Raw genomic sequence first — 21,507 nt, 5'->3', positions numbered from 1 at the left:
TATCGCGCCTTTTGTCCCGAGGAGATTGCCATGCCTCCCCTGATCGCCGCGCTGGCCACCCGGCACGGCATTCCGACCATCGATGCCGCCAGCGTGGACGCCTTCCTGGCCCCCGCGGCCGGCGAGAGCCCCCATGCCCTGCTGTTCTTCACCGGCGATCCGGAAGCGCGCGGCGAAGCGGTCGACGTGGCGGTGATCCTGCCCGAGCTGATCGCCGCCTTCCCGGGCCGGCTGCGCGCCGCCCGCGTCGAGCGCGCGGCCGAAACCGCCCTGATGGCCCGCTTCAACGTCCGTCTGCTGCCGAGCCTGGCGCTGGTGCGCGGCGGCGAACCGCTCGCCGTGATGCCGCGGGTGATGGACTGGGTCGACTATCTGGCCGCCATCGATCCGAAACTGAGCCCCGATGCCCCCGTCATGGCCGCGCCCGCCGGGCCGCGCGTCGAGATCACCCATTCGAGCCGCAGGAGCCCCGCATGAAGGCCGGATTCTGGGTCGCCCCCGAGGGCTCCGACCAGCCGCTCGCCATCCTGCCGATCGGCGGCGTCGACCTCTCGCCCCGCCAGGGCCGCGACGGCCTGCGCTTCCTGGCGACGTCCGACGCCGCCGCCCTGGTGGCGCGCTGCCCGCGCGTCGCCGATCTCCTGCCGCGGCTTGCCGATGCGCTCGACCGGCAGACCGCGACCGCGCCGGGGCTGATCTTCGATCTCGGCCGGCTCGGCGAGGAGGAGATGCGACTCGTCGCCGACGTGCTCGGCGAGGGCGAGGTGGCGGCGACCGTGGCGCTGCCGGACGGCGTCGTCGCGCAGGTGCAGGAAAGCGTGATGGCCGGCCTCTGGCGCGTCCGCTTCACCGATGCCGAGGGCCGGCTGGTCGCCGACTATGCCGAGGTCTCCGCGGTGCCGCAGGCCGTGCGCCGCGCCGCCGCCATGACGTTGCCGGACATCGAAATCGGCACCCCGCCGGAGGGTGCGATGAACGTCCTGCCGGTGCTGGCCGAGATCCGCGATGCCGTCCTCAGCCGCCGGCCGGGCGACCCGCCGCGCACCATCTCGCTGACGCTCCTGCCCATGACGCCGGAGGATCTCGACTTCCTGCAGGCCTCGCTCGGCACCGGGCCGGTGCGGCTGGTCTCGCGCGGCTACGGCAATTGCCGGGCGCAGGCGACCGCGATCAACGGCGTCTGGTCGATCCAGTTCACCAATTCGATGGACACGGTGCTGCTCGACACGATCGAGATCGGCGACGTGCCCGAGGTGGTCAGCGCGGCGGAAGAGGACTTCCGCGATTCCGCCGAGCGCCTGCGCGAGATCCACGAGGCCTATTTCGTATGACCGAGCTGGCCGCCCGTCTCGCCCGCTTCGAATGCGGCGTCTGCTGGACCGTCTACGACCCCGCGGTCGGCGACGACGTCTGGCAGATTCCGCCCGGCGTCGCCTTCGAGGACCTGCCCGAGGAATGGCGCTGCCCGCATTGCGACATGCCGCGCGAGAAGTTCCTGAGGCTCGACGATGCGTGACGATGCGGGGCGTGACGATGCGGGCCGGCCGACGGAGGATCCCGGCCCCCGCCTCGCCGCCTGGTGGCGGGAGGTGGCGCAGCGCATGGCCGACCTGCCGATCTACAACCCGGTGCTGGAGGTCCAGGTCACGGATTTCCGTCGGCACGGCGATTTTCATGTCGGGGTCGGCGTGACGCCCTGGTTCATGAATGTGGTCGCGGTTCCGGCTCGCGCGCGCAGCATGCCGGCGGCCGGCGCAACCCTCGTGCTCGACCTGCCGGCCGGGCCCATCGAGGCGATCGTCGGCGAGGCCGGCCCGGTCGGGACCGTGGCGCTCGCCTCGCTGTTCTCGCCGATGGACATGTTCGACGATCCCGCCGCGACGCGCCTCGTCGCGGAGGCGGCGCTCGAGGCCCTGTTCGAACGGCCGGCGCCGCCCGAACCGATACTCGAACGGCAGCTGGCGCGGCCGACCGACCGCCGCAGCCTGCTGTTCCCGCGCCGTTCCGCCGAGGCGGCATCATGAATGCGCTGCCCGCCCCCGAAGCCGGTCGGGTCGAGATCCGCGTCGAGGTCGCGGACGGGCGGGTGCGCACGGCCGACATCCGCAGCCTGCGCCCGTTGTCGATCGTGTCGCGCTTCGCCGGACGGCCGGTCGACGACATCGTGCCGATGCTGGCGCTGCTGCACGGACCCTGCGGCGCCTCCCACGCCGCGGCCTTGCACTTCGCCGGCGCGGCGGCGCGCGGCCGGAACATCGCGGCGAATGAGACGGCCGCCTGGGTCCGGCGTCTGGCCGCAGAGCGGGTTGCCGAACATCTCGGACATCTGGCGGCGACGGAGACCCTGCCGGGCATGGCCAACGACGAGACGCGGCGCCGGTTGCGGGACATGCTCGCCGCCGCCCGGGGGCTCGCCCATGGCGGCGCCGGGCCGGACCGGTTTGCCGCAGCGCTTCTCGGCGCCGCGGCCACGCTCGAACTCGGCGATACGGACGTCGGTGCGGCAGCGCCGCCCCTGGAGCCGCCGCATCCGGTCGACGGGCTCACCGCAGCCGACGACCCGGCGGTGCTCGCCGGCCTCGCCGCCGATCCGGACTTCGCGGCCCGCCCGGCGCTCGACGCGCGCTGCCCGGAGACCGGGCCGGCCGCGCGCTGCGGCGGAACGGCGGCGGCACCCGGCACGGCGATCCGCGCCCGCCGGATCGAGATCCGTGCAGCGGTCTCGGAAATCGACGGCGCCGCGCAGGATCCGGGCTGGATCGCGCATGGCAGCCTCGGCGACGGTGCGGGTTTCGCCGCAGTGGAAAGCCCGCGCGGACGCCTGCACTATCGGGTCGCGATCGCGGCGGATGGACGGATCCGGGAGGCCCGCGTGCTGGCACCGACGGAATGGAACTTTCACCCGCAGGGTCCGGTCGCGCGCATGCTGGTCGGCCTGGCGGTGGGGCACGGGGCAACGGAAAGAGGTGCCGCCGGCGATCCCGATCGGGCCGTCGAGCGGGTCCTGTCGCGATGCATTGCCGCCTTCGACCCCTGCGTCCCATTCCGGATCGTCCGGGAGGGCGCCGCCGATGCATGAGATGGCGCTGTGCCAGGGCGTGGTCGACCTGATCGACGAGGAGGCGGCGCGCCAGAATTTCGGCCGGGTGAAGGCCGTCGTGCTGGAGATCGGCGTGCTCGGCCATGTCGAGCCCGAGGCCATGATGTTCTGCTTCGACGCGGTCAGCCGCGGCACGCGCGTGGAGGGCGCCCGCCTGGTCATCGAGCGGGTTCCGGGCGCCGGCTGGTGCCTCGACTGCGGCAAGACGGTGCCGCTGACCGAACGTTTCGGCGCCTGCCCGGAGTGCGGCCGGCACCGGGTCCAGATGACGGCCGGCGACGAATTGAAACTGCGCGAACTGGAGGTGGAGTGATGTGCACGGTGTGCGGCTGCAGCGGCCATACCACGGAGGCCGGCCACGGCCATCCCCATCACCATGATCATGGACATCAGGGGCATGGCCACGACCATGATCACGACCATCACCATGGGCACGATCACCACGACCACCACCACCACGGTGCCGACGATGCTGGGCTGCGGCTGGCCCACGGCCTGGTCGATGCCGGCGCCGGGCCGGCCGGGGTGGCGGTCGCGGGCCTGTCGCAGGACCGGCTGATCCGGATCGAACGCGACATCCTGTCCAAGAACGATGCCTATGCGCGCGAGAACCGGGCGCTGTTCGCGGCGACCGGCACCTTCGCGCTGAACCTCGTCTCCAGCCCCGGCTCGGGCAAGACCACCCTGCTCTGCCGCACCCTCGAAGACCTGAAGGCGCGCTTCCCGATCGTCGTGATCGAGGGCGACCAGCAGACCTCCAACGATGCCGAGCGCATCCGCCGCACCGGCGTGCCGGCCGTGCAGGTCAATACCGGCAAGGGCTGCCATCTCGACGCCCACATGGTCGGCCACGCGCTCGACGACCTGCCGATCGACAGCGGCGGCCTGCTGTTCATCGAGAATGTCGGCAACCTGGTCTGCCCGGCCGGCTTCGACCTCGGCGAGGCCCACAAGGTGGTGGTGCTTTCGGTCACCGAGGGTGAGGACAAGCCGCTGAAATATCCGGACATGTTCGCGGCCGCCGACCTGATGCTGCTCAACAAGTCCGACCTGCTGCCGCATCTCGACTTCGATGTCGCCGCCTGCATGGCCGCCGCGCTGAGGGTCAACCCGCGCCTGCAGATCCTGACCGTCTCGGCGCGCACCGGCGAGGGCATGGCGGCCTTCTATGCCTGGATCGAGGCGCGCGCCGCCGCCCTGAGGGCGCCCCGGACCGCTCCGCTGCCGGCGCGCTCCGAACCGGCGCCCGCCACCGCCAGCGCGGCCTGACGTCATGACGATCGCCCCCGTCTCTCCTGCCGCCCCGATGGCCGAACGCGTCCGCGTCCGGCTGTCGGGCGCCGTGCAGGGGGTCGGGATGCGGCCCTTCGTGCATCGGCTGGCGGCCGACTGCGGCCTCGCCGGCTTCGTCCTGAACGGCCCGGACGGCGTCACCATCGAGGTCGAGGGCGCGGGAATCGCGACCTTCCTGGCGCGATTGCAGGCCGAGCGCCCGCCGCTCGCGCGCATCGAGGGCCTCGCCATCGAGCCGATCCCGGCCGAGCGGGCGGCGGGCTTCGCCATCCTGGCCAGCCGCGGCGGGCCGACGGCGACCCGCATCGTGCCCGACGCCGCCACCTGCCCGGCCTGCCTCGACGAGCTGTTCGACCCGGCGAGCCGCTTCAACCGCTATCCCTTCGTGAACTGCACCCATTGCGGCCCGCGCTGGACCATCTCGCGGCGCCTGCCCTACGACCGAGCCGAGACCAGCATGGCGGGCTTTCCGCTCTGCGCGGCCTGCGCGGCCGATTATGCCGATCCGTCCAACCGCCGCTTCCATGCCGAGCCGGTCGCCTGCCCGGCCTGCGGCCCGCGCCTGACGCATCCGGTCGCCGAGATCGCCACCGCCCTGCGGGCCGGCAAGATCGTCGCGCTGAAGGGCATCGGCGGCTTCCACCTCGTCTGCGACGCGACCGACGAGGCCGCGGTGGCGACCTTGCGCCGGCGCAAGGGGCGCGACGCCAAGCCGTTCGCCGTCATGGTCGCCAATGCGGCCTCGGTCGGGCTTGTCGCCGAGCCGACCGAGGCTGAGGCCGACCTCGCCGCCACGCCCGGCCGGCCGATCGTGCTGATGCAGGCCCGGCCCGGCCTTCTGGCGCCGTCGGTGGCGCCGCGGCTCGGCCGGGTCGGGGTCGTCCTCGCCTACGCGCCGCTGCACCATCTCCTGTTCGCCGAATTGGCCGGCGGCCCGGCCGGTCACGCCGTGGCCGGCCACGACTGGCGCGCGGCCAACCCGTCAATGCTGGTCGCCACCTCCGCCAATCCGGGCGGCGAGCCGCTGGTGGTCGACGACGACGACGCCGAGGCACGGCTTGCCGGCATCGCCGACCTGATCGTCGGCCACGACCGACCGATCGTCACCCGTGCCGACGACAGCGTGATGCAGGTCGTCGCCGGCCGCCCCGCCTTCCTGCGCCGGGCGCGCGGCTTTGTGCCGGATCCGATTCCGCTCACCGAGGACGGCCCGGACATCCTGGCGGTCGGCGGGCATCTGAAGGCGACCGTCACGGTGACACGCGGGCGGGAAGCTTTCGTGTCGCAGCATATCGGCGATCTCGACGGCGCCGAGACGCTGCGTTTCTGGCACGAGACCGTCGCCCATCTGCTGGCCGTGACCGGCGTCCGGCCGGCGGCGGTCGCCGCCGACCTGCATCCCGACTACCGCTCGACGCTGGCTGCCGAGGCGATGGGCCTGCCGATGCTGCGCGTGCAGCACCATGCCGCCCATGTCGCCGCGGTGGCGGCCGAGCACGGCATCGCCGGACCGGTGCTCGGGCTGGCGCTCGACGGCCACGGCCTCGGCGCCGACGGCGGCGCCTGGGGCGGTGAACTGATCCGCCTGGACGGGGCCGGATGGCGGCGGCTCGGATCGCTCGATCCCCTGCCGCTGCCCGGCGGCGACCGGGCGGCGCGCGAGCCCTGGCGCATGGGCGTCGCCGCCCTGCACCGGCTCGGCCGCAGCGCCGAGGTCGGACGCCTGTTCGCGACGGAGCCGCTCGCCGGTCCGCTCGCCGCCCGTCTGGCCGCCGGCCACGAGCGGATCGCCACCTCCTCGCTCGGCCGCCTGTTCGATGCCGCCGCGGCCCTGCTCGGGCTGGCCGGCCGGCAGGCCTATGAGGGCCAGGCCGCCATGGAGATGGAAGCGCTGGTCGCCACGCCGCGTGCGCTCGACCGGGGCTATCGGATCGAGGGAACGCGCATCTGCTTCGCGCCGCTGCTCGCCGCGCTGGCGGACCTGCGCGCCGATCCCGTTCGGGGCGCGGAGCTCTTCCACGGCACGCTGATCGAGGGGCTTGCCGCCTGGACGCTTCGAGCGGCCGCGGACCAAGGCCTCGACCGCGTCGCGCTCGGCGGCGGCTGCCTGATGAACCGCGTCCTGGCCGAAGGCCTCGACGCCGCGTTGCGGGCGGGCGGCGTCGCGCCGCTTCTGCCCATCAAACTGCCGCCCAACGATGGCGGCCTGTCGTTCGGCCAGGCGGTACTCGCCCGCCGGATGATCTCGAGGGAGGGATAGTCATGTGTCTTGCCATACCGGCGCTCGTCACCGGCCTTCTGCCGGACGGCATGGCCCGGATCAGCCTCGACGGCGTCGTCAAGACCATCTCGGTCGCGCTGGTCGAGGATGTCCGGCCGGGCGACTACGTCATCGTCCATGTCGGCCACGCGCTCGCGCGGATCGACCCGGACGAGGCGGAGCGGACATTGGCGCTGCTGGCGGAAGCCGGCGCGCTCGGGGCGGCGGTGGCGGCAGCGGAGGCACGGCCATGAAATATGTCGACGAGTATCGCGACGGCGCGCTTGCCAAGTCGCTGTCGGCGGCGATCGCCGCGGAGGCCCGGCCGGACCGGACCTATGCCTTCATGGAATTCTGCGGCGGCCACACCCATGCCATCTCGCGCTACGGCATCGAAGACCTGCTGCCGGCCAATGTGCGCATGATCCACGGCCCCGGCTGCCCGGTCTGCGTGCTGCCGATCGGCCGGATCGACGACGCCATCCGGCTCGCCATGCGCCCGGAAGTGACGCTGTGCACCTATGGCGACCTGATGCGCGTGCCGGCTTCCCGCAACGGCAGCCTGCTCAAGGCCAAGGCGGCCGGCGCCGACATCCGCATGGTCTATTCCTCGCTCGACGCGGTGCGCATCGCCGAGGCCAATCCCGACCGCCAGGTGGTCTTCTTCGCGATCGGCTTCGAAACCACCACCCCGCCGACCGCCATCGCGCTGAAGGCGGCCGAGGCCAAGGGCCTCGCCAACTTCACCATCTTCTGCAACCACGTTCTGACCCCGGTCGCCATGCGGGCGATCCTGGAGACGCCGGCCGCGGCGGGCGAGCCGCCGATCGCCGTCGAAGGCTTCGTCGGCCCAGCCCATGTCTCGACCATCATCGGCACCGAGCCCTACCGGATCTTCGCCGAGCACTACGGCAAGCCGGTCGTGATCGCCGGCTTCGAGCCGCTCGACGTGATGCAGGCGATCCTGATGCTGATCCGTCAGGTCAACGAGGGCCGCAGCGCGGTCGAGAACCAGTATATCCGGGCCGTCACCACGCCCGGCAATCTCGCCGCCCAGAGGCTGACGGAGGACATCTTCGAACTGCGCGACGCCTTCGAATGGCGCGGCCTCGGCATCATGCCGAAGAGCGCCCTGAAGCTGCGCGACGCCTATGCGGCCTTCGACGCGGAGGTCCGCTTCGCGGTCGAGACCCAGCCGGCCGCCGACAACCCGGCCTGCGAATGCGGCGCCATCCTGCGCGGCTGGAAGAAGCCGGCCGATTGCCGCCTGTTCGGCACCACGTGCACGCCGGAGACACCGATGGGCGCCTGCATGGTCTCGTCGGAGGGCGCCTGCGCGGCGCATTGGACTTATGGCCGCTTCCGGGCGCACGAGAAGACCGCGACCGCACCGGTCAGGAGGGCATCATGACCGCACAGAGCCCGATCAAGGCCTTCCGCCGCAAGCTCGACCTGCGCAACGGCCGGGTCGACATGAGCCACGGCTCCGGCGGCCGGGCCAGCGCCGATCTGGTCGCCCAGATCTTCCGCGACGCCTTCGCCAACGAATGGCTCGATCAGGGCAACGACCAGGCCAGCCTGCCGCTGCCGGCCGGCCAGCGCCTGGTCATGACCACGGACGGCTATGTCGTCTCGCCGCTGTTCTTCCCCGGCGGCGACATCGGCTCGCTCGCCGTCCACGGCACCATCAACGACATCGCCATGGCGGGCGCGCGGCCGCTCTATCTGTCGGCGAGCTTCATCGTCGAGGAGGGCTTCCCGCTCGGCGATCTCGACCGGATCGCCGGCTCGATGGGGGCCGCTTCGCGCGCCGCCGGGGTGCCGGTGGTCACCGGCGACACCAAGGTGGTCGAGCGCGGCAAGGCCGACGGCGTGTTCATTTCGACGGCCGGGGTCGGCGTCGTGCCGGAGGGCATCACGCTGTCCGGCGACCGCGCCCGGCCGGGCGATGCGGTCATCCTGTCCGGATACATCGGCGATCACGGCGTCGCCATCATGTCGAGCCGCGAGAATCTGGAATTCGAGACCGCCGTCCTGTCCGACAGCGCGGCGCTGCACGGCCTCGTCGCCGCCATGGTGGCGGCGGCTGGGCCGTCGCTGCGCACCATGCGCGATCCGACCCGCGGCGGGCTGGCCGCGACGCTGAACGAACTCGCCCACCAGTCCGGCGTCGGCTTCCGCATCGACGAGGAGGCGGTCCCGGTCCGCGCCGAGGTGGCGGCGGCCTGCGAACTGCTCGGCCTCGATCCGCTCTATGTCGCCAACGAGGGCAAACTGGTCGCCGTCGTGGCGCCCGAGGCGGCCGAACGGCTGTTGGCAGTCATGCGCGCCCATCCGCTCGGCCGGGATGCCGCGCTGATCGGGACGGTGGTGGCGGACGAGCGCCAGTTCGTGCAGATGACGACCAGCTTCGGCGGCGGCCGGATCGTCGACTGGCTGTCGGGCGAGCAGTTGCCGCGCATCTGCTGACCGGATCGGGGAAACCCGGATCGTCCGCATGGTTCCGGACGCCGCCGATCCGTGGCAGGGTCGCCGGCGCAACATCGCGGGTTGCCCGAAGGCCAGGGGGCGGGTCGCCCCCTTGAGCGGCGTGCGGGCCGCGCGGCGGACCGGAATCGGAAGGAAACGACGTGGCGCAGCCGGCGACGGTTCTGGTGATCGACGACGAGGTCCGCTCGCTCGAAGCGCTGAAACGCGTGCTCGCCGACGAGTTCGAGGTGCTGGTCGCCCGTTCGACCGAAGAGGCGACGGCGGTGCTGGCCGGCGAGATGGTGCAGGTGATCCTGTGCGACCAGCGCATGCCGGGCGAGACCGGGATCGCCTTCCTGAAGCGCGTGCGCGAGCAATGGCCGGATCCGGTGCGGATCGTCATTTCCGGCTATACCGACAGCGAAGACATCATCCAGGGCGTCAACGAAGCCGGCATCTACCAATATATCACCAAGCCCTGGCACCCCGACGAGCTGATGGGCCGCGTGCGCGAGGCGGCCGATCTCTACCGCATGCAACACGAGGCGGTCGGGGCGAGCGAGGTCAAGCCGAGCCCCGCGCGCCTCAACGCGCTGGTCGACGCGCGCCGCAAGGCCGAGCGCGGGCTCTACGAATTCGACCGCATCGTGCACGAGCGCGCGAGCCCGGTCGCCGGGGTGGTGGCACTCGCCCGGCGCGCGACGCGCTACGACATCTCGGTGCTGATCACCGGCGAATCCGGCACCGGCAAGGAACTGCTCGCCCGGGCGATCCACTACGGCTCGGCCCGGACCGACCGGCGCTTCGTGGTCGAGAATTGCGGCGCGCTGCCGGACGAACTCCTGGAAAGCGAGCTGTTCGGCTGCAAGAAGGGCGCCTTCACGGGTGCCTACCAGGACCGGATCGGCCTGTTCGAGGAAGCCGACGGCGGCACCATCTTCCTCGACGAGATCGGCGAGACCTCGCCGTCCTTCCAGGTCAAGCTCCTGCGCGTGCTGCAGGAGGGCGAGATCCGCCCGCTCGGCGCGCAGCGGCCGCGCAAGGTCGACGTGCGCGTCGTCGCCGCCACCAACCGCGACCTGCTCGCCGAGGTCGCCGCCGGCCGCTTTCGACGCGATCTCTACTATCGGCTGGCCGCCTTCCCGGTCCACATGCCGGCGCTCCGCGACCGGGCCGTCGACATCCCGGCGATCGCCGCGCGCCTGCTCGACGACATCAACCGCAACTTCCACCGGCGCGTGGCCGGCTTCGCGCCGGAGACGCTGGCCGCCTTCGCGGACTATGCGTGGCCCGGCAACGTGCGCGAACTGGCCAACGAGATCCAGCGCATGGTGGCGCTGTCGGACAGCGACGAACCGCTCGGCACCGATCTCCTGTCGCCCGGCTTCCGCCGGCAGCCGGCCGCCGCTGCGCCCGCAGGCTCTGGCGCGGCGCTGCGAGATCGGATCGAGGCGCTCGAAAGATCGGCGATCGAAGAGACCATGCGGCGCCATGCCGGCAACATCAGCCGCGCCGCCGACGAACTCGGCCTGTCGCGGGTCGGGCTCAGGGCCAAGATCGAGCGTTATGCGGTCAGCCGGGACGGGTTCGATGGCTGAACGGGACGGCAACGCCCGGTCCGGGCGGCTGATCGAACAGGTCACCGGCAGCGAACTGGCCGGCCTGGACGGCGCCGGCGAGGCGCTGTGGCTGGACGTGATCGCCAAGATGGACGAGGTCTATTCCGACCTCCTGCGCTACGAGACCGATCTCGAAGCCAAGAATGCCGAACTGGAGGAGGCGCAGGCCTTCATCTCCAGCGTGATCGCCTCGGTCTCCGACATCCTGGTCGTGGTCGACGCGGACGGCACCATCCTTCAGGTCAATCCGGCCTTCGTCCGACTGACCGGCATCCCGGCCGCGGACCTGGTCGGCACCAGGCTGGCGAACCGCCTGGCGCCGGCCGATCGCGCTGTGGCGATGGAACTGGCCGGCGGCTCCGGCGAGTTCAGCGACCGCGAGGTCCGCTTCCTGACCGTCGATGCGGTCTCGGACCTGATGGCCGTCGCCTGCTCGCCGCGCCTCGACCATGCCGGCCGCCATGCCGGCGCGGTGCTGACCGGCCGCCCGATCGGAGAGTTGCGCCGCGCCTACGAGGCCCTGCACCGGGCGCATCAGGAATTGCAGCAGGCGCAGCGAAAGTTGATCGAGCAGGAGAAGATGGCCAGCCTCGGCCGCCTCGTCGCCGGCGTCGCCCACGAGCTCAACAACCCGATCAGCTTCGTCTACGGCAACATCCACACGCTCGACCGCTATCGCGGCCGGCTGACCGGCTTCTTCGAGGCGCTGGCCGCCGGCGGCGATCCCAACGAACTGCGCCGCACCTGGCGCATCGATCCGCTGATGGAGGATCTGGGGCCGCTGCTGGAAGGCAGCCTGGAGGGCGCCGTCCGGGTCAGCGATATCGTCCGCAACCTGCGCCGGTTGTCCTTCTCCAAGCCCGGCGACCGGATGGCGGTCGATCTCGACAAGGTTGCCCGCAATGCCGCCAACTGGGCGGCGCGCGCCAAGGGCGGCGGTGCGCGCATCGATTTCGACGGCTGCGATACGGCCCTGGTCGACGGCCACGAGGGCCAGCTGCACCAGGTGCTGGTCAACTTGATCGAGAACGCGCTCGACGCGGTCGCCGACGAGCGCGACCCGGTCGTCGGCGTGACGGTCGAGGCCGCGGACGGCACGGTCGAGGTGCGCGTCCAGGACAACGGACCCGGGGTCGCCCCGGCCGTCGCGGACAAGATTTTCGAGCCTTTCTTCACCACCAAGGCGGTCGGCGAAGGCACCGGGCTCGGCCTCTGGATCTCCTATTCGATCGCCCGCGAGCATGGCGGCGAGATCGCCCTGAAGCCGGTGGCCCACGGGGCCTGCTTCGTTCTCAGGCTGCCCCAACGCGGGCAGGAGCCTTAGGTTTCTCCCGATCGGATGGACTGCTCAGGATCAATATCTAGAGACGACCCAGCGGCGCCCGGAACCGGACGGCCGGCATGAAAGGACCCGGCCTCGGGACGCGATCCGAGGCCGGGCCTTCCGTTTCAGATCCAAGGGCCGCCGCCGGTCACTCGCCCGACACGACCCGCGGGGTGTCGCGCTTCAGGCTGGCCATCGCCGCCGAGAGGAGCGGCCAGACCAGCATGAGCAGGGCGAGGGTCACGATGGAGCCGACCAGCGGGTTCGACCAGAACACCGACAGGCTGCCCTGGCTGACCAGCATGGCCTGCCGGAAGGAGCTTTCCGCCATGTCGCCGAGCACCAGCGCCAGCACCAGCGGGGCGAGCGGGTATTGCAGCTTCTTGAACAGATAGCCGAGCACGCCGAAGACCAGCATCACGGCGATGTCGAGCAGGGCGTTGTGGACCGTGTAGGCGCCGACCGCGCAGATCACCAGGATGATCGGCGCGATGATCGAGAAGGGGATGCGCAGGATGGCGGCGAACAGCGGCACGGTCGACAGGACCACGATCAGGCCGGCGATGTTGCCGAGATAGATCGATGCGATCAGACCCCAGACGAAGTCCTTCTGTTCGACGAACAGCAGCGGGCCGGGTTGCAGGCCCCAGATCAGCAGGCCGCCGAGCAGGACCGCGGCGGTCGGCGAGCCCGGGATGCCGAGGGTCAGCATCGGCAGCAGCGCGGCGGTGCCGGCCGAATGGGCAGCGGTTTCCGGCGCGATTACGCCCTCCACCTCGCCGGTGCCGAACTTGTGCCCGTTCTTCGAGAAGCGCTTGGCAAGACCGTAGGACATGAAGGAAGCCGGCGTCGCGCCGCCCGGCGTGATCCCCATCCAGGCCCCGACGATGGCGCCGCGCAGCGCCGTCCAGGCATATTTCGGCATGTCCTTCCAGACCTTCAGCACGACGCGCAGGTCGATGCGCGCGGAGCGGCCCTTGAAGGCCAAGCCCTCTTCCATGGTCAGAAGGATCTCGCCGACGCCGAACAGGCCGATCACCGCGACCAGGAAGTCGAAGCCGCGCAAGAGCTCGGTCGAGCCGAAGGTCATGCGCAGCTGGCCCGTGACCGTGTCGAGGCCGACGGCGGCAAGCGCAAAGCCGAGCATCATGGCGGCGATGACCTTGTAGGCAGGTTCCTTGCCCATGCCGACGAAGGCGCAGAATGTCAGCAGATAGACGGCGAAGAACTCGGGTGGCCCGAATTGCAGGGCGAACTTGGCGACCAGAGGCGCCAGGAAGGTGAGGAGCAGGGTCGAGAAGAAGGCACCCAGGAAGGAGCCCGTGAAGGCGGCCGCGAGCGCCTCGCCGGCGCGGCCCTGCTGGGCCAGCGGATAGCCGTCGAATGTGGTCGCCACCGACCACGGCTCGCCCGGAATATTGAAGAGGATCGACGTGATGGCGCCGCCGAACAGCGCGCCCCAATAGATCGACGACAGCATGATGATCGCCGATGTCGGCGACATCGAGAAGGTCAGCGGCAGAAGGATGGCGACACCGTTGGCACCGCCGAGACCCGGCAGAACGCCGATCAGCACGCCGAGGAAGATGCCGACGAACATGTAGACGATGTTCATCGGGTCGGCGAGCACGCCGAAGCCGTGAATGAGTGATATGAGCGCGTCCAAGGGTCGATCCTCCCGATCCGTCCCGGCCTATTCTTGTCGACATGTCCGCGGCGCCGCCCTTTTTGGGCGTTTCGCCGCTGCGCGCCGTAGCGCGAAAGTCCTCCAGCGGAACGGCAAGCGGGGGCGGTCGGCACGCGGCCGTCCCGGCGGAACGCTCGATTAGTAGCCGAGCGCGGCCTCGAGCGGCCCCTTCGGCAGCGGCACGAGGAACCAGACCTCGAACATCATGAACAGCACCACCGGCACCAGAACCGCGATCGGGATCGCCTTCCAGATCGGGTAACGGCCGAGCACGACCATGAAGAAGGCGATGAACAGGGTGCTGGCGACATAGATGCCGGCGACGCTGATCGCGGCGACGTAGACGGCGGTGGGGATGAAGACCCACAGCACCTGCATCAGCGGCGCGCGCTCGACGAAGGTCTCGGCGAGGGCGGGCGTGCGGCGCAGGTTGACCACGAAGGTGATGGTGCTCGCCACCAGCATGATCAGGCCGATGTAGAAGGGGAAATACCCCGCCTCGGGCCCGTCGCTGGCCCAGCGCGCCCCGATGCGCCAGTTGTCGGACATGACCACGAGCGACAGCATGATGAAGACGCCGGCCACGAACAGCTCGAGGACCTGCCGCGACAGCGTATGTTGGTTTTCTTCCGGCCGGTCGGCCATAGCGATGTCTCCCGGTTTGGGCTCATGCGGCCCGACCCTTGCGGCCTGTCGGGCCGGGATGGCGGACGCCGATCCTGTGCCGGGCCCGGCTCCGTGCGGAGCCGCATCCGGCGATCGGTCCGGCGTCCGGCCGGGTCACTTGGCCAGGAAGCCGGCCTTTTCCATCAGGGTGCGATGACGGTCCGCCTCCTTGGCCACCCAGGCGCGATACTCCTCGCCGGCCAGGAAGGTCGTGTTGAAGGCGCCCTTGGCCATGAAGTCCTGCCAGTCGGATGTCGCGCGGACCTTCTTGAAGAGTTCCACGTAGAAGGTGACCTGATCGGGCGTCGCCTTGGCCGGCATGAAGATGCCGCGCAGCATCAGATATTCGATGTCGAGACCGGATTCCTTGCAGGTCGGGATGTCGTTCCACGACTTGCCGTCGGCAACCGGCTCCTTCAGCGGGATGCGCTGATTGTCGAACACGCAGAGCGGCCGCAGCTCGCCGCCGCGCCACTGCGACACGGCCTCGATCGGGTTGTTGACGCTCGACGTGACATGGCCGCCAACCAGCTGCGCCGCGACGTCGCCGCCGCCCTTGTAGGGGACGTAGGTGAACTTGGCGCCGGTCTGCTGCTCGATCGCGGCCGTGATGATCTGGTCTTCCTGCTTGGAGCCCGTGCCGCCCATCTGGAACTTGGCGGCGCCGCCTTCCTTGACCGCGTCGACATATTCCTTCGCGGTCTTGTAGGGCGACTTGGCGTTGACCCAGAGCACGAACTCGTCGAGCGCCAGCATCGAGACCGGGGTCAGCTCGTCCCATTTGAACGGGACGCCGGTCGCCAGCGGCGTGGTGAACAGATTCGACAGGGTGATGACGATCTTGTGCGGATTGCCGGCGGAGCCCTTCATGTCGAGGAAGCCCTCGGCACCGGCGCCGCCCGCCTTGTTGATGACAACCAGAGGCTGCTTCATCAGTTCATGCTTCTGGATGATGCCCTGAAGCACCCGCGCCATCTGGTCGGCGCCACCGCCGGTACCGGCCGGGACGATGAATTCCACCGCCTTCGTGGGTTCCCAGGCCACAGCGGACGTCGCGCCGGCCAGACCGGGCACGAGGAGGGCGGCCGCCGCGGCGGCAATGCGGGATGTGTTCATTGTTTCCTCCCAACGGTCCTGGCGGACGGGCCTTCCTGACGGCGACCTGTCCGACCGAGCCGTCAGGCATAATGTATGTCAGAGGGCCGACAATCAACCGGGATCTACTCCGGCCGGTCAGTAAATATCGCAGGCTATCGCGACTATTGCGCTGCACCCTGATTATTCCGCGGGTTACCGCGCCGCACACATGGCAAAATGCCGCGTGACAACATGATTAGGTCAAGCATGTTGACAGAATATGCCGCTTGGCTCCGGCGTTTTCGGCGCGGCCGCCAAACCATTTTTCGGCCCTCCCTTGCATCGCAGACAGCTGTCAGTAACCTGTCATGGAATTTTCTTGGCAAGCTAGGCGGGTCCCGCAGAGGGCCGCAAGGAGAATCCATTGGACCGCCCCGTATCCGACACGATCGCACGTGCCACGAGGCCGGAACCGAACGAGAGGCTGAGGACGCGCGCCTACGAGGCCATGAAGCGTTCGATCGCCTCGATGGACATCTATTCGAGCCCGGAGGACATCCGCCTCGACGAGCGGCAGATCTCGGAGGAGCTCGGCGTCAGCCGCACGCCGGTGCGCGAGGCCATGTCGATCCTCGAGCAGGAGGGTTTCGTGCGCTCGGCACCCCGCCGCGGCGTCTTCGTGGTGCGCAAGACGAAGGCCGAGATCATCGAGATGATCCATGCCTGGGCGGCCCTGGAGAGCATGGCGGCGCGCCTCGCGGCGACCCGCGCCAAACCCGCCGATATCCGCCGGCTGAAGGCCCTGTTCGACGCCGTCGAGGACGCACCGGCGACGCATCTCAGCGAGTATTCGGACGCCAACATCCGCTTCCACCAGGCGATCATCGCGCTCGGCGACTGCGCGCTGATCGAGCGGCTGTCCGAGAACCTGTTCATCCATGTGCGCGCCATCCGCGCCGTGTCGATCCGCCAGGGCGACCGCCTCGAACGGTCGCTGGCCGAACACGACGCCATCCTGGCCGCCCTCCTCGGCCGCGATGCCGACCGCGCCCAGATCCTGGTCCGCGACCACGCCCTCGGCCTCGCCGCCCATGTCGAACGCCACGGCCTGCTGCGCTAAATGCGGGGGAGAGGGAGCCTATCGCCGCGGTAACCGGTTCGAGAAGCGCCCGAAGCAGATGGACGAGGGGACGCATCTTGTGAAGGCGATCAGCCGGTGCGGAGCCCCCGAATGACGGGACGCTGCACAAGCGCAAATGGGCGTTACACCATCACCAGCGAATAGCTCGTGCTCCTGCCGCCGGCGGCATCCTTGGCCAGAACGCCCCGCGCCATGAGATCGTCGATATCGCGCAAGGCCGTATCCTGCGAGCATTTCGCCAGCAGAGCCCATTTCGACGACGTCAGCTTGCCCTCGAAGCCATTGAGCAGTCGGTTGATGATCGCGCGCTGGCGATCGTTGAACGGCGCGTCGCGGTGACGCTCCCAGAATCGCGCCTTGGCCATGACGGATGCGAGCGTTGCCTCCGCCCCTTCGAAGGCGCGGCCAAGGCAGGCGAGGAACCATGCCAGCCACGGCGTCACATCCATGTCGCCCTTCTGCGTGGCTTCCAGCATCTCATAGTAGGCCGTCCGCTCGATGCGGATCTGCGCCGACATGCTGTAGAACCGTTGCGGCGACCCTTCCGATCGCGCCAAGGCCATATCCGCAACGGCACGGGCGATACGCCCATTGCCATCGTCGAAAGGATGGATGGTGACGAACCAGAGGTGGGCCAGCGCTGCCTTGATGACCGGATCGAACTCCGTGGGCGCTTCGAACCAGGCCAGAAAGCGCGCCATTTCAACGTCCAGCCTGTCGGCGGCTGGCGCTTCGTAGTGAATTCGCTCACGCCCGATCGGTCCTGAAACGACCTGCATCGGTCCGGCGCTGCCGTCCCGCCACGCGCCGACCTTGATCCGCGTCATGCCGCTGCGCCCTGTCGGAAACAGGGCCGCGTGCCAGTCGAAAAGCCGTTCCTTGGTCAGCGGTTGGTCGTAACGCTGCGTGGCGTCGAGCATCATCTCAACCACGCCTTCGACATCGCGGTCGACCGGTGCCAGCGCACCGATATCGAGCCCAAGCCGACGGGCAATTGAGGAGCGCACCTGTTCCTTGTCCAGCGCCTCACCTTCGATCTCGCTGGACTTGAGCACGTCTTCCGTCAGTGTCTGCAACAGCGCCTCGGACCGAAGCGGGAAGCCGAGCGCTTCCATCCGCCCGATCAAGCGCCCCTGCCGATGCCGGACAGCCGCAAGCGGAGCGCTGAGCACTCCATCGCTCCACCTGAATGCCGGCCAGCCCTCGTGTTCGTAGATATACATGTTCAATCACCGCGGCATTTGCGGAGATCGTGGCCATCATTCGCCGCAAAAGGCAAGCTTATTCACCGCATCCACTGCGGAGAAGAGAGGAGCTATCCGCCGCTCAGGCGGCGGCCCACCCCGAAGAGGCGCGCACGACAGGCGCAAAGCCGGCAGGGAAAAGTGAGTTGAAAATCAGCCTACGACGCTCACCCGACAATCGCTCGATAGAGCAGTTCCGACTCGCCGCCTCCCTTTCCGGGTGACTTTCGCTGAAACGGCATTGGAGCGAGGTTGCGGTTCAGAGCACCTCGAAATGAGGAGCGCCGCCTTTGCGCCGGGTCGCCATGGGTCCCCGCTTCAACCGCCGACCAGACCACCGAGACGCTGGAGCGCGAACGAACCGCGCTCGCGGCCAGTCTGGGTGGAGACAGCGCCCTCTATCCCTCGTCGAAGGCAAATCGTGGCGCGAGCGAGCGGAACGGGAGCCGGGCGCCCTCCGGCATCAGGAAGGCGTGATTGCGTGGGGTGGTCAGTATGTCGGTGCCGCCGTCGGTGATCACCAGGATCGGCGCATCCTTGGGGAAGTCCTTGGCGCGCAACAGCTTTTCGATCGCCGGCTGCAGCACCGTGCCGCCGCGGCCGCGGATTTCGACCGTGCCGGCGAGCCGTTCCGGATCGACATAGCCCATGTCGTGGACGGCCGCGTCGCACTGCACCAGCCGCACCGCCGGCACCTCGCGGCTGAGCGCATAGGACACGATGGCGCCGAGCGCCCGGCCGATCAGGCGCGACGACATCGAGCCGGAGGTGTCGAGTACGACCCCGAAGGTGCGGCTGGCGACCGGGACCGGCGGCCGTTCCCAGACCGGGCGCGGAATGTCCGGCGTGGCCGACTGGCGCCGGCTCGCCCGGGCATAGCTGCGCCGGCGTTCGGCGGGCGGGAAATACTGGTCGAGCCACTGGCCGAGCTTCACGTCCCAGGGGATCGGCGGCTGCTGCAGTGCCCGGATCTCCTCGACGAGATCGCCTGGCAGCAGGCCGCGCGGCGGACCGGCGAGATGCAGGTCGAGCCCCTCGGCCAGCGCGCGCCGGTAGAAGCTGTCGAGATCGCAGCCGATCCCGGTCCACCAGCTCGGCGGCCGCTCCGACAGGAGATCGCCCCGGCCGACGCCGCCGAGTGTCGCCTGCTTGGCGAGCTGGCGGCGCAGGCGCAGGTCGCGCACGATCCGGTCGTAGAGCGCTTCTGCCGAATCCCGCTCCAGCCCCAGCTCCGGATCGAGCATCAGGCCCGGGGTCGGGATGCTGCCGACCCCCATCTCGACCAGCCAGCCGTTGATGACGAAATCGCAGGCGATATTCCACAGATAGGGGTCGCGGCCCTGCCGGCGCGCCTCGTGGCGCAGGCCGACATGGAGCAGTTCGTGCGCCATGACGAACTGCATGGCCGGCCAAGTCCAGGCGAAATGCGGATTGATGTAGATGCGCCGTTCCTCGGCATTGACCGCCGCAATGGCGATCCCGGCGCGCTGGCAGATGTCGGCATCCTCGACGATGTCGAAAGCCGCCGCAAGTGCGGCGAGCAGCGGATATTCGGCGATGCACCAGGACCGCGCCTTCTCGGCCAGCGAATTCGGATTGCGCGGTCGGCCGCGCGCCGCCCGGGCGGTGTCGCCGGCGGTCGCGACCGCATTGGTGATGGCATTGCGCACCGCGCTCGCGAACCAGGCCTGGTTCTGCGCCCGCATCGCCGCGTGAAAAGCCGGCACGTCGGGCTCGGCGCTCCAGGTCGGCTGCCCGGTGCCGGCCGTGCCGAACCGGCCGAAGTCGTCGAGCCCCCGCGCGCCCTCCGCGGCGATCATCTCGGCCAGCTGGTCGAGGCGGCGGGCGCCGATCTGTTCGTCCGGCAGCGCGAGGTCGCCGGGCCGATGGCCGATCGAGAGCTGGCGCAGCATCACCGTCGCCTCGACCTCGCAGGCCGCCCGCCAGGCGGGGTCGGTGCGGACCGGGTCGATATGGTTCATGGCGACATGGAGCAGGCATTGCGCGATGACGTTCTGCCATTCCGCCGGCGTCGCCCGCTGCCAGGGATTGACCTCGAGGGTGACCTTCGAAGTTTCAGTCAGGCGGGTCGCATAACGCGTGTTCAGCCGGCGCAAGAACAGCCGCGCATAGCCGTCGGCCGGAAAGGGCTGCTGCGGCAGGTCGTCGAAGCCGGCGATGCCGAGGAGGCTGCCGAACAGCGGATCGGCGCGCAGCAGGTCATAGCCGGCCGAGATCGCCTGCAGGTTCACCTTAGGGGGTGACGGGGCGCGCGCCATAACTCATTTCCGGGCCGCGGCGAGGCGCGGCAGGGCGCGGGCCAGTTCGACCGTGTACCAGGCCGGCAGCGCGGCGCCGCTTTCGGTCTCGGCGACCAGGATCTGGGCGAGTTCGGTCGAGATGCGCGCCAGCGAGACGATCAGGTCCTTGGCGCGCAGGGCGAGCTCGCGCACCTCGCGGCTCATCCGGCTCTCCTCGTCGGGCAGTTCCTTGATCAGCCGGTCGCGCAGCTGGTGGACCATGAAATAGAGGATGTCGCGCTCCTCCGGCCGGTCGGGCCAGCCGCGTTCGCCCTTCAGGATGGCGTTGAGATCATGCGCCCGCTCGCGCATGCGCGCGAAGGCGACGAAGGCCTGGGCATGGGCGGGGGTCAGCAGGCCTGACGCCAGCACGCGGATGTCGTCGATGGTCGCCCGCGGCCCATAGGCCCCGAGCGCGTCGGACAGCATGTGCCAGCTGCGCGGCGTCGAGAAGGGCTCCTCATGTTTCGGCGGCTTCGACCAAAGGTGATCGGAACGGTTCTCGACATAGGCGAGCACCAGCGGATCGATGCCGGCTTGGCGCGCCCAGTCGAGCCAGTCGCGCGGCGAGGCGCGCAGCTGGACATGGATCAGGCGGTTGACCAGCGCGGAGGAGAGCGGGCGGGTGATCGCCTGGTCCTCGGCCCGGTTGCCGGCGCCGATCACGATCGAGCCCTTCGGCAGTTCGAACTCGCCGACGCGCCGGTCGAGCACCAGCGAATAGAAGGCTTTCTGCACCTCGTGCGAACAGGCGTTCAGCTCGTCGAGAAAGAGGCAATAGGGCTCGTCGCGCGCGATCAGGGTCGGCGGGCAGAAGCGCGACTTGCCGTCGACGATCTGCGGCACGCCGATGATGTCCTCCGGTGCCAACTGCGAGCCGAGCAGGGAGACGCAGGGCAGGCCGACCGCCTCCGCGAAGCCGCGCACCAGCGCCGACTTGCCGATGCCGGGCGGTCCCCAGATGAAAACCGGCATGGCCGGCGCGACATTGAGCAGGAACGGCGCGAGGGCTGAGGGGGTCAGGATGGCGGCGGCTTCCACGGGCGGCGACCTCGGTTCGCGTCCGCCCAAACCGGCGCGGCGCAACAACGGATGGCGCCGTTACTATCCGAAGGCCAATCCGCTGTCGCCCGCCGGCCACGGCCCCGCCCTGCAATCGCATTGGAAACGGTGCGGAGAAGATCTCGCGTCGGCGTTCTCCGGGCCGCGGGGTGCGTTTGGACAACAAAAAACGCCCCGGGGCTGGTGGCCACGGGGCGTTTGATATGGCTTGGTTGCGGGGGCCAGATTTGAACTGACGACCTTCAGGTTATGAGCCTGACGAGCT

The 21,507-nt window shown here is 69.7% G+C and carries 20 protein-coding genes; 14 read left to right on the top strand and 6 right to left on the bottom strand.

The features are described from left to right. Window positions 1–30 precede the first annotated feature (30 nt). From KL771_RS22995 to KL771_RS22935, 13 genes are all read left to right on the top strand, one after another. Entirely contained in the window at window positions 31–477 is a 447-nt protein-coding gene (locus tag KL771_RS22995) for a hydrogenase accessory protein (protein WP_261970852.1), read from the top strand. After that, complete coding sequence (locus tag KL771_RS22990; RefSeq protein WP_261970851.1) at window positions 474–1,331, top strand: hydrogenase expression/formation protein; 858 nt, start codon at window positions 474–476, stop codon at window positions 1,329–1,331. The genes KL771_RS22995 and KL771_RS22990 overlap by 4 nt, the downstream gene beginning before the upstream one ends. Beyond that, window positions 1,328–1,516 (top strand): rubredoxin, encoded by a 189-nt coding sequence (locus KL771_RS22985; RefSeq protein ID WP_261970850.1) that lies wholly within the window; start codon window positions 1,328–1,330, stop codon window positions 1,514–1,516. The genes KL771_RS22990 and KL771_RS22985 overlap by 4 nt, the downstream gene beginning before the upstream one ends. Next, a complete protein-coding gene (gene hybE / locus KL771_RS22980) occupies window positions 1,509–2,024 on the top strand; it encodes a [NiFe]-hydrogenase assembly chaperone HybE (protein ID WP_261970849.1) in 516 nt (171 codons plus the stop codon). The genes KL771_RS22985 and hybE overlap by 8 nt, the downstream gene beginning before the upstream one ends. Further along, a complete protein-coding gene (locus tag KL771_RS22975; protein WP_261970848.1) occupies window positions 2,021–3,079 on the top strand; it encodes a hypothetical protein in 1,059 nt (352 codons plus the stop codon). Before hybE ends, KL771_RS22975 begins: the two co-directional genes overlap by 4 nt. Further along, complete coding sequence (hypA, locus tag KL771_RS22970) at window positions 3,072–3,413, top strand: hydrogenase maturation nickel metallochaperone HypA (protein WP_261970847.1); 342 nt, start codon at window positions 3,072–3,074, stop codon at window positions 3,411–3,413. Before KL771_RS22975 ends, hypA begins: the two co-directional genes overlap by 8 nt. Continuing rightward, window positions 3,413–4,369, top strand: coding sequence for a hydrogenase nickel incorporation protein HypB (gene hypB, locus KL771_RS22965; protein ID WP_261970846.1), 957 nt, complete (start codon window positions 3,413–3,415; stop codon window positions 4,367–4,369). Before hypA ends, hypB begins: the two co-directional genes overlap by 1 nt. A gap of 4 nt (window positions 4,370–4,373) precedes the next feature. Continuing rightward, on the top strand, window positions 4,374–6,653 hold the full coding sequence (gene hypF, locus KL771_RS22960) for a carbamoyltransferase HypF (protein ID WP_261970845.1): 2,280 nt from the start codon (window positions 4,374–4,376) through the stop codon (window positions 6,651–6,653). Between the two features lie 2 nt (window positions 6,654–6,655). Next, complete coding sequence (locus KL771_RS22955) at window positions 6,656–6,907, top strand: HypC/HybG/HupF family hydrogenase formation chaperone (protein WP_054359139.1); 252 nt, start codon at window positions 6,656–6,658, stop codon at window positions 6,905–6,907. After that, window positions 6,904–8,064: a hydrogenase formation protein HypD gene (gene hypD / locus KL771_RS22950; RefSeq protein ID WP_261970844.1), complete on the top strand. Its 1,161-nt coding sequence runs from the start codon at window positions 6,904–6,906 to the stop codon at window positions 8,062–8,064. Before KL771_RS22955 ends, hypD begins: the two co-directional genes overlap by 4 nt. Then, entirely contained in the window at window positions 8,061–9,122 is a 1,062-nt protein-coding gene (gene hypE / locus KL771_RS22945; protein ID WP_261970843.1) for a hydrogenase expression/formation protein HypE, read from the top strand. The genes hypD and hypE overlap by 4 nt, the downstream gene beginning before the upstream one ends. Window positions 9,123–9,283: 161 nt before the next feature. After that, window positions 9,284–10,720, top strand: a complete 1,437-nt coding sequence (locus KL771_RS22940) for a sigma-54-dependent transcriptional regulator (RefSeq protein ID WP_261970842.1) — start codon at window positions 9,284–9,286, stop codon at window positions 10,718–10,720. Next, entirely contained in the window at window positions 10,713–12,065 is a 1,353-nt protein-coding gene (locus tag KL771_RS22935) for a sensor histidine kinase (RefSeq protein ID WP_261970841.1), read from the top strand. Before KL771_RS22940 ends, KL771_RS22935 begins: the two co-directional genes overlap by 8 nt. Before the next feature lie 148 nt (window positions 12,066–12,213). Here the strand turns inward: KL771_RS22935 and KL771_RS22930 are convergent, their stop codons facing one another. The 3 genes from KL771_RS22930 to KL771_RS22920 all read right to left on the bottom strand — a co-directional run bounded on the left by KL771_RS22930 (window position 12,214) and on the right by KL771_RS22920 (window position 15,534). Continuing rightward, window positions 12,214–13,731: a tripartite tricarboxylate transporter permease gene (locus KL771_RS22930; RefSeq protein ID WP_261970840.1), complete on the bottom strand. Its 1,518-nt coding sequence runs from the start codon at window positions 13,729–13,731 to the stop codon at window positions 12,214–12,216. A 159-nt stretch (window positions 13,732–13,890) separates the two neighbouring features. Further along, a complete protein-coding gene (locus tag KL771_RS22925) occupies window positions 13,891–14,397 on the bottom strand; it encodes a tripartite tricarboxylate transporter TctB family protein (protein ID WP_261970839.1) in 507 nt (168 codons plus the stop codon). 135 nt (window positions 14,398–14,532) lie between these two features. Beyond that, window positions 14,533–15,534, bottom strand: a complete 1,002-nt coding sequence (locus tag KL771_RS22920) for a Bug family tripartite tricarboxylate transporter substrate binding protein (RefSeq protein WP_261970838.1) — start codon at window positions 15,532–15,534, stop codon at window positions 14,533–14,535. A gap of 469 nt (window positions 15,535–16,003) precedes the next feature. Here KL771_RS22920 and KL771_RS22915 point away from each other — a divergent pair, with 469 nt between their 5' ends. Continuing rightward, window positions 16,004–16,615, top strand: coding sequence for a GntR family transcriptional regulator (locus KL771_RS22915; RefSeq protein ID WP_261971023.1), 612 nt, complete (start codon window positions 16,004–16,006; stop codon window positions 16,613–16,615). Window positions 16,616–16,758: 143 nt separating this feature from the next. On the opposite strand, the gene KL771_RS22910 is transcribed toward KL771_RS22915, so the two are convergent. The 3 genes from KL771_RS22910 to KL771_RS22900 all read right to left on the bottom strand — a co-directional run bounded on the left by KL771_RS22910 (window position 16,759) and on the right by KL771_RS22900 (window position 21,221). Beyond that, entirely contained in the window at window positions 16,759–17,859 is a 1,101-nt protein-coding gene (locus KL771_RS22910; protein WP_261970837.1) for a Fic family protein, read from the bottom strand. A gap of 419 nt (window positions 17,860–18,278) precedes the next feature. Next, a complete protein-coding gene (locus tag KL771_RS22905) occupies window positions 18,279–20,159 on the bottom strand; it encodes a vWA domain-containing protein (RefSeq protein ID WP_261970836.1) in 1,881 nt (626 codons plus the stop codon). Between the two features lie 3 nt (window positions 20,160–20,162). Next, the gene (locus KL771_RS22900; protein WP_261970835.1) at window positions 20,163–21,221 is read right to left on the bottom strand and encodes an ATP-binding protein; all 1,059 of its coding nucleotides are present in this window, start codon (window positions 21,219–21,221) and stop codon (window positions 20,163–20,165) included. Window positions 21,222–21,507: the final 286 nt, after the last annotated feature.

Source organism: Prosthecodimorpha staleyi, from assembly GCF_018729455.1.
GTDB lineage: Bacteria > Pseudomonadota > Alphaproteobacteria > Rhizobiales > Ancalomicrobiaceae > Prosthecodimorpha > Prosthecodimorpha staleyi.
Note: the sequence above shows the minus strand (reverse complement) of the source record. Positions and strands in the feature narration are given on the sequence as shown.

Excerpts from the sequence above, each read along its gene's own strand:
- KL771_RS22995 (WP_261970852.1), top strand. The coding sequence starts at position 31 with ATGCCTCCCCTGATCGCCGCGCTGGCCACCCGGCACGGCATTCCGACC.
- KL771_RS22990 (WP_261970851.1), top strand. The coding sequence starts at position 474 with ATGAAGGCCGGATTCTGGGTCGCCCCCGAGGGCTCCGACCAGCCGCTC.
- KL771_RS22985 (WP_261970850.1), top strand. The coding sequence starts at position 1,328 with ATGACCGAGCTGGCCGCCCGTCTCGCCCGCTTCGAATGCGGCGTCTGC.
- hybE (WP_261970849.1), top strand. The coding sequence starts at position 1,509 with ATGCGTGACGATGCGGGGCGTGACGATGCGGGCCGGCCGACGGAGGAT.
- KL771_RS22975 (WP_261970848.1), top strand. The coding sequence starts at position 2,021 with ATGAATGCGCTGCCCGCCCCCGAAGCCGGTCGGGTCGAGATCCGCGTC.
- hypA (WP_261970847.1), top strand. The coding sequence starts at position 3,072 with ATGCATGAGATGGCGCTGTGCCAGGGCGTGGTCGACCTGATCGACGAG.
- hypB (WP_261970846.1), top strand. The coding sequence starts at position 3,413 with ATGTGCACGGTGTGCGGCTGCAGCGGCCATACCACGGAGGCCGGCCAC.
- hypF (WP_261970845.1), top strand. The coding sequence starts at position 4,374 with ATGACGATCGCCCCCGTCTCTCCTGCCGCCCCGATGGCCGAACGCGTC.
- KL771_RS22955 (WP_054359139.1), top strand. The coding sequence starts at position 6,656 with ATGTGTCTTGCCATACCGGCGCTCGTCACCGGCCTTCTGCCGGACGGC.
- hypD (WP_261970844.1), top strand. The coding sequence starts at position 6,904 with ATGAAATATGTCGACGAGTATCGCGACGGCGCGCTTGCCAAGTCGCTG.
- hypE (WP_261970843.1), top strand. The coding sequence starts at position 8,061 with ATGACCGCACAGAGCCCGATCAAGGCCTTCCGCCGCAAGCTCGACCTG.
- KL771_RS22935 (WP_261970841.1), top strand. The coding sequence starts at position 10,713 with ATGGCTGAACGGGACGGCAACGCCCGGTCCGGGCGGCTGATCGAACAG.
- KL771_RS22925 (WP_261970839.1), bottom strand. The coding sequence starts at position 14,397 with ATGGCCGACCGGCCGGAAGAAAACCAACATACGCTGTCGCGGCAGGTC.
- KL771_RS22920 (WP_261970838.1), bottom strand. The coding sequence starts at position 15,534 with ATGAACACATCCCGCATTGCCGCCGCGGCGGCCGCCCTCCTCGTGCCC.
- KL771_RS22915 (WP_261971023.1), top strand. The coding sequence starts at position 16,004 with ATGAAGCGTTCGATCGCCTCGATGGACATCTATTCGAGCCCGGAGGAC.
- KL771_RS22910 (WP_261970837.1), bottom strand. The coding sequence starts at position 17,859 with ATGTATATCTACGAACACGAGGGCTGGCCGGCATTCAGGTGGAGCGAT.
- KL771_RS22905 (WP_261970836.1), bottom strand. The coding sequence starts at position 20,159 with ATGGCGCGCGCCCCGTCACCCCCTAAGGTGAACCTGCAGGCGATCTCG.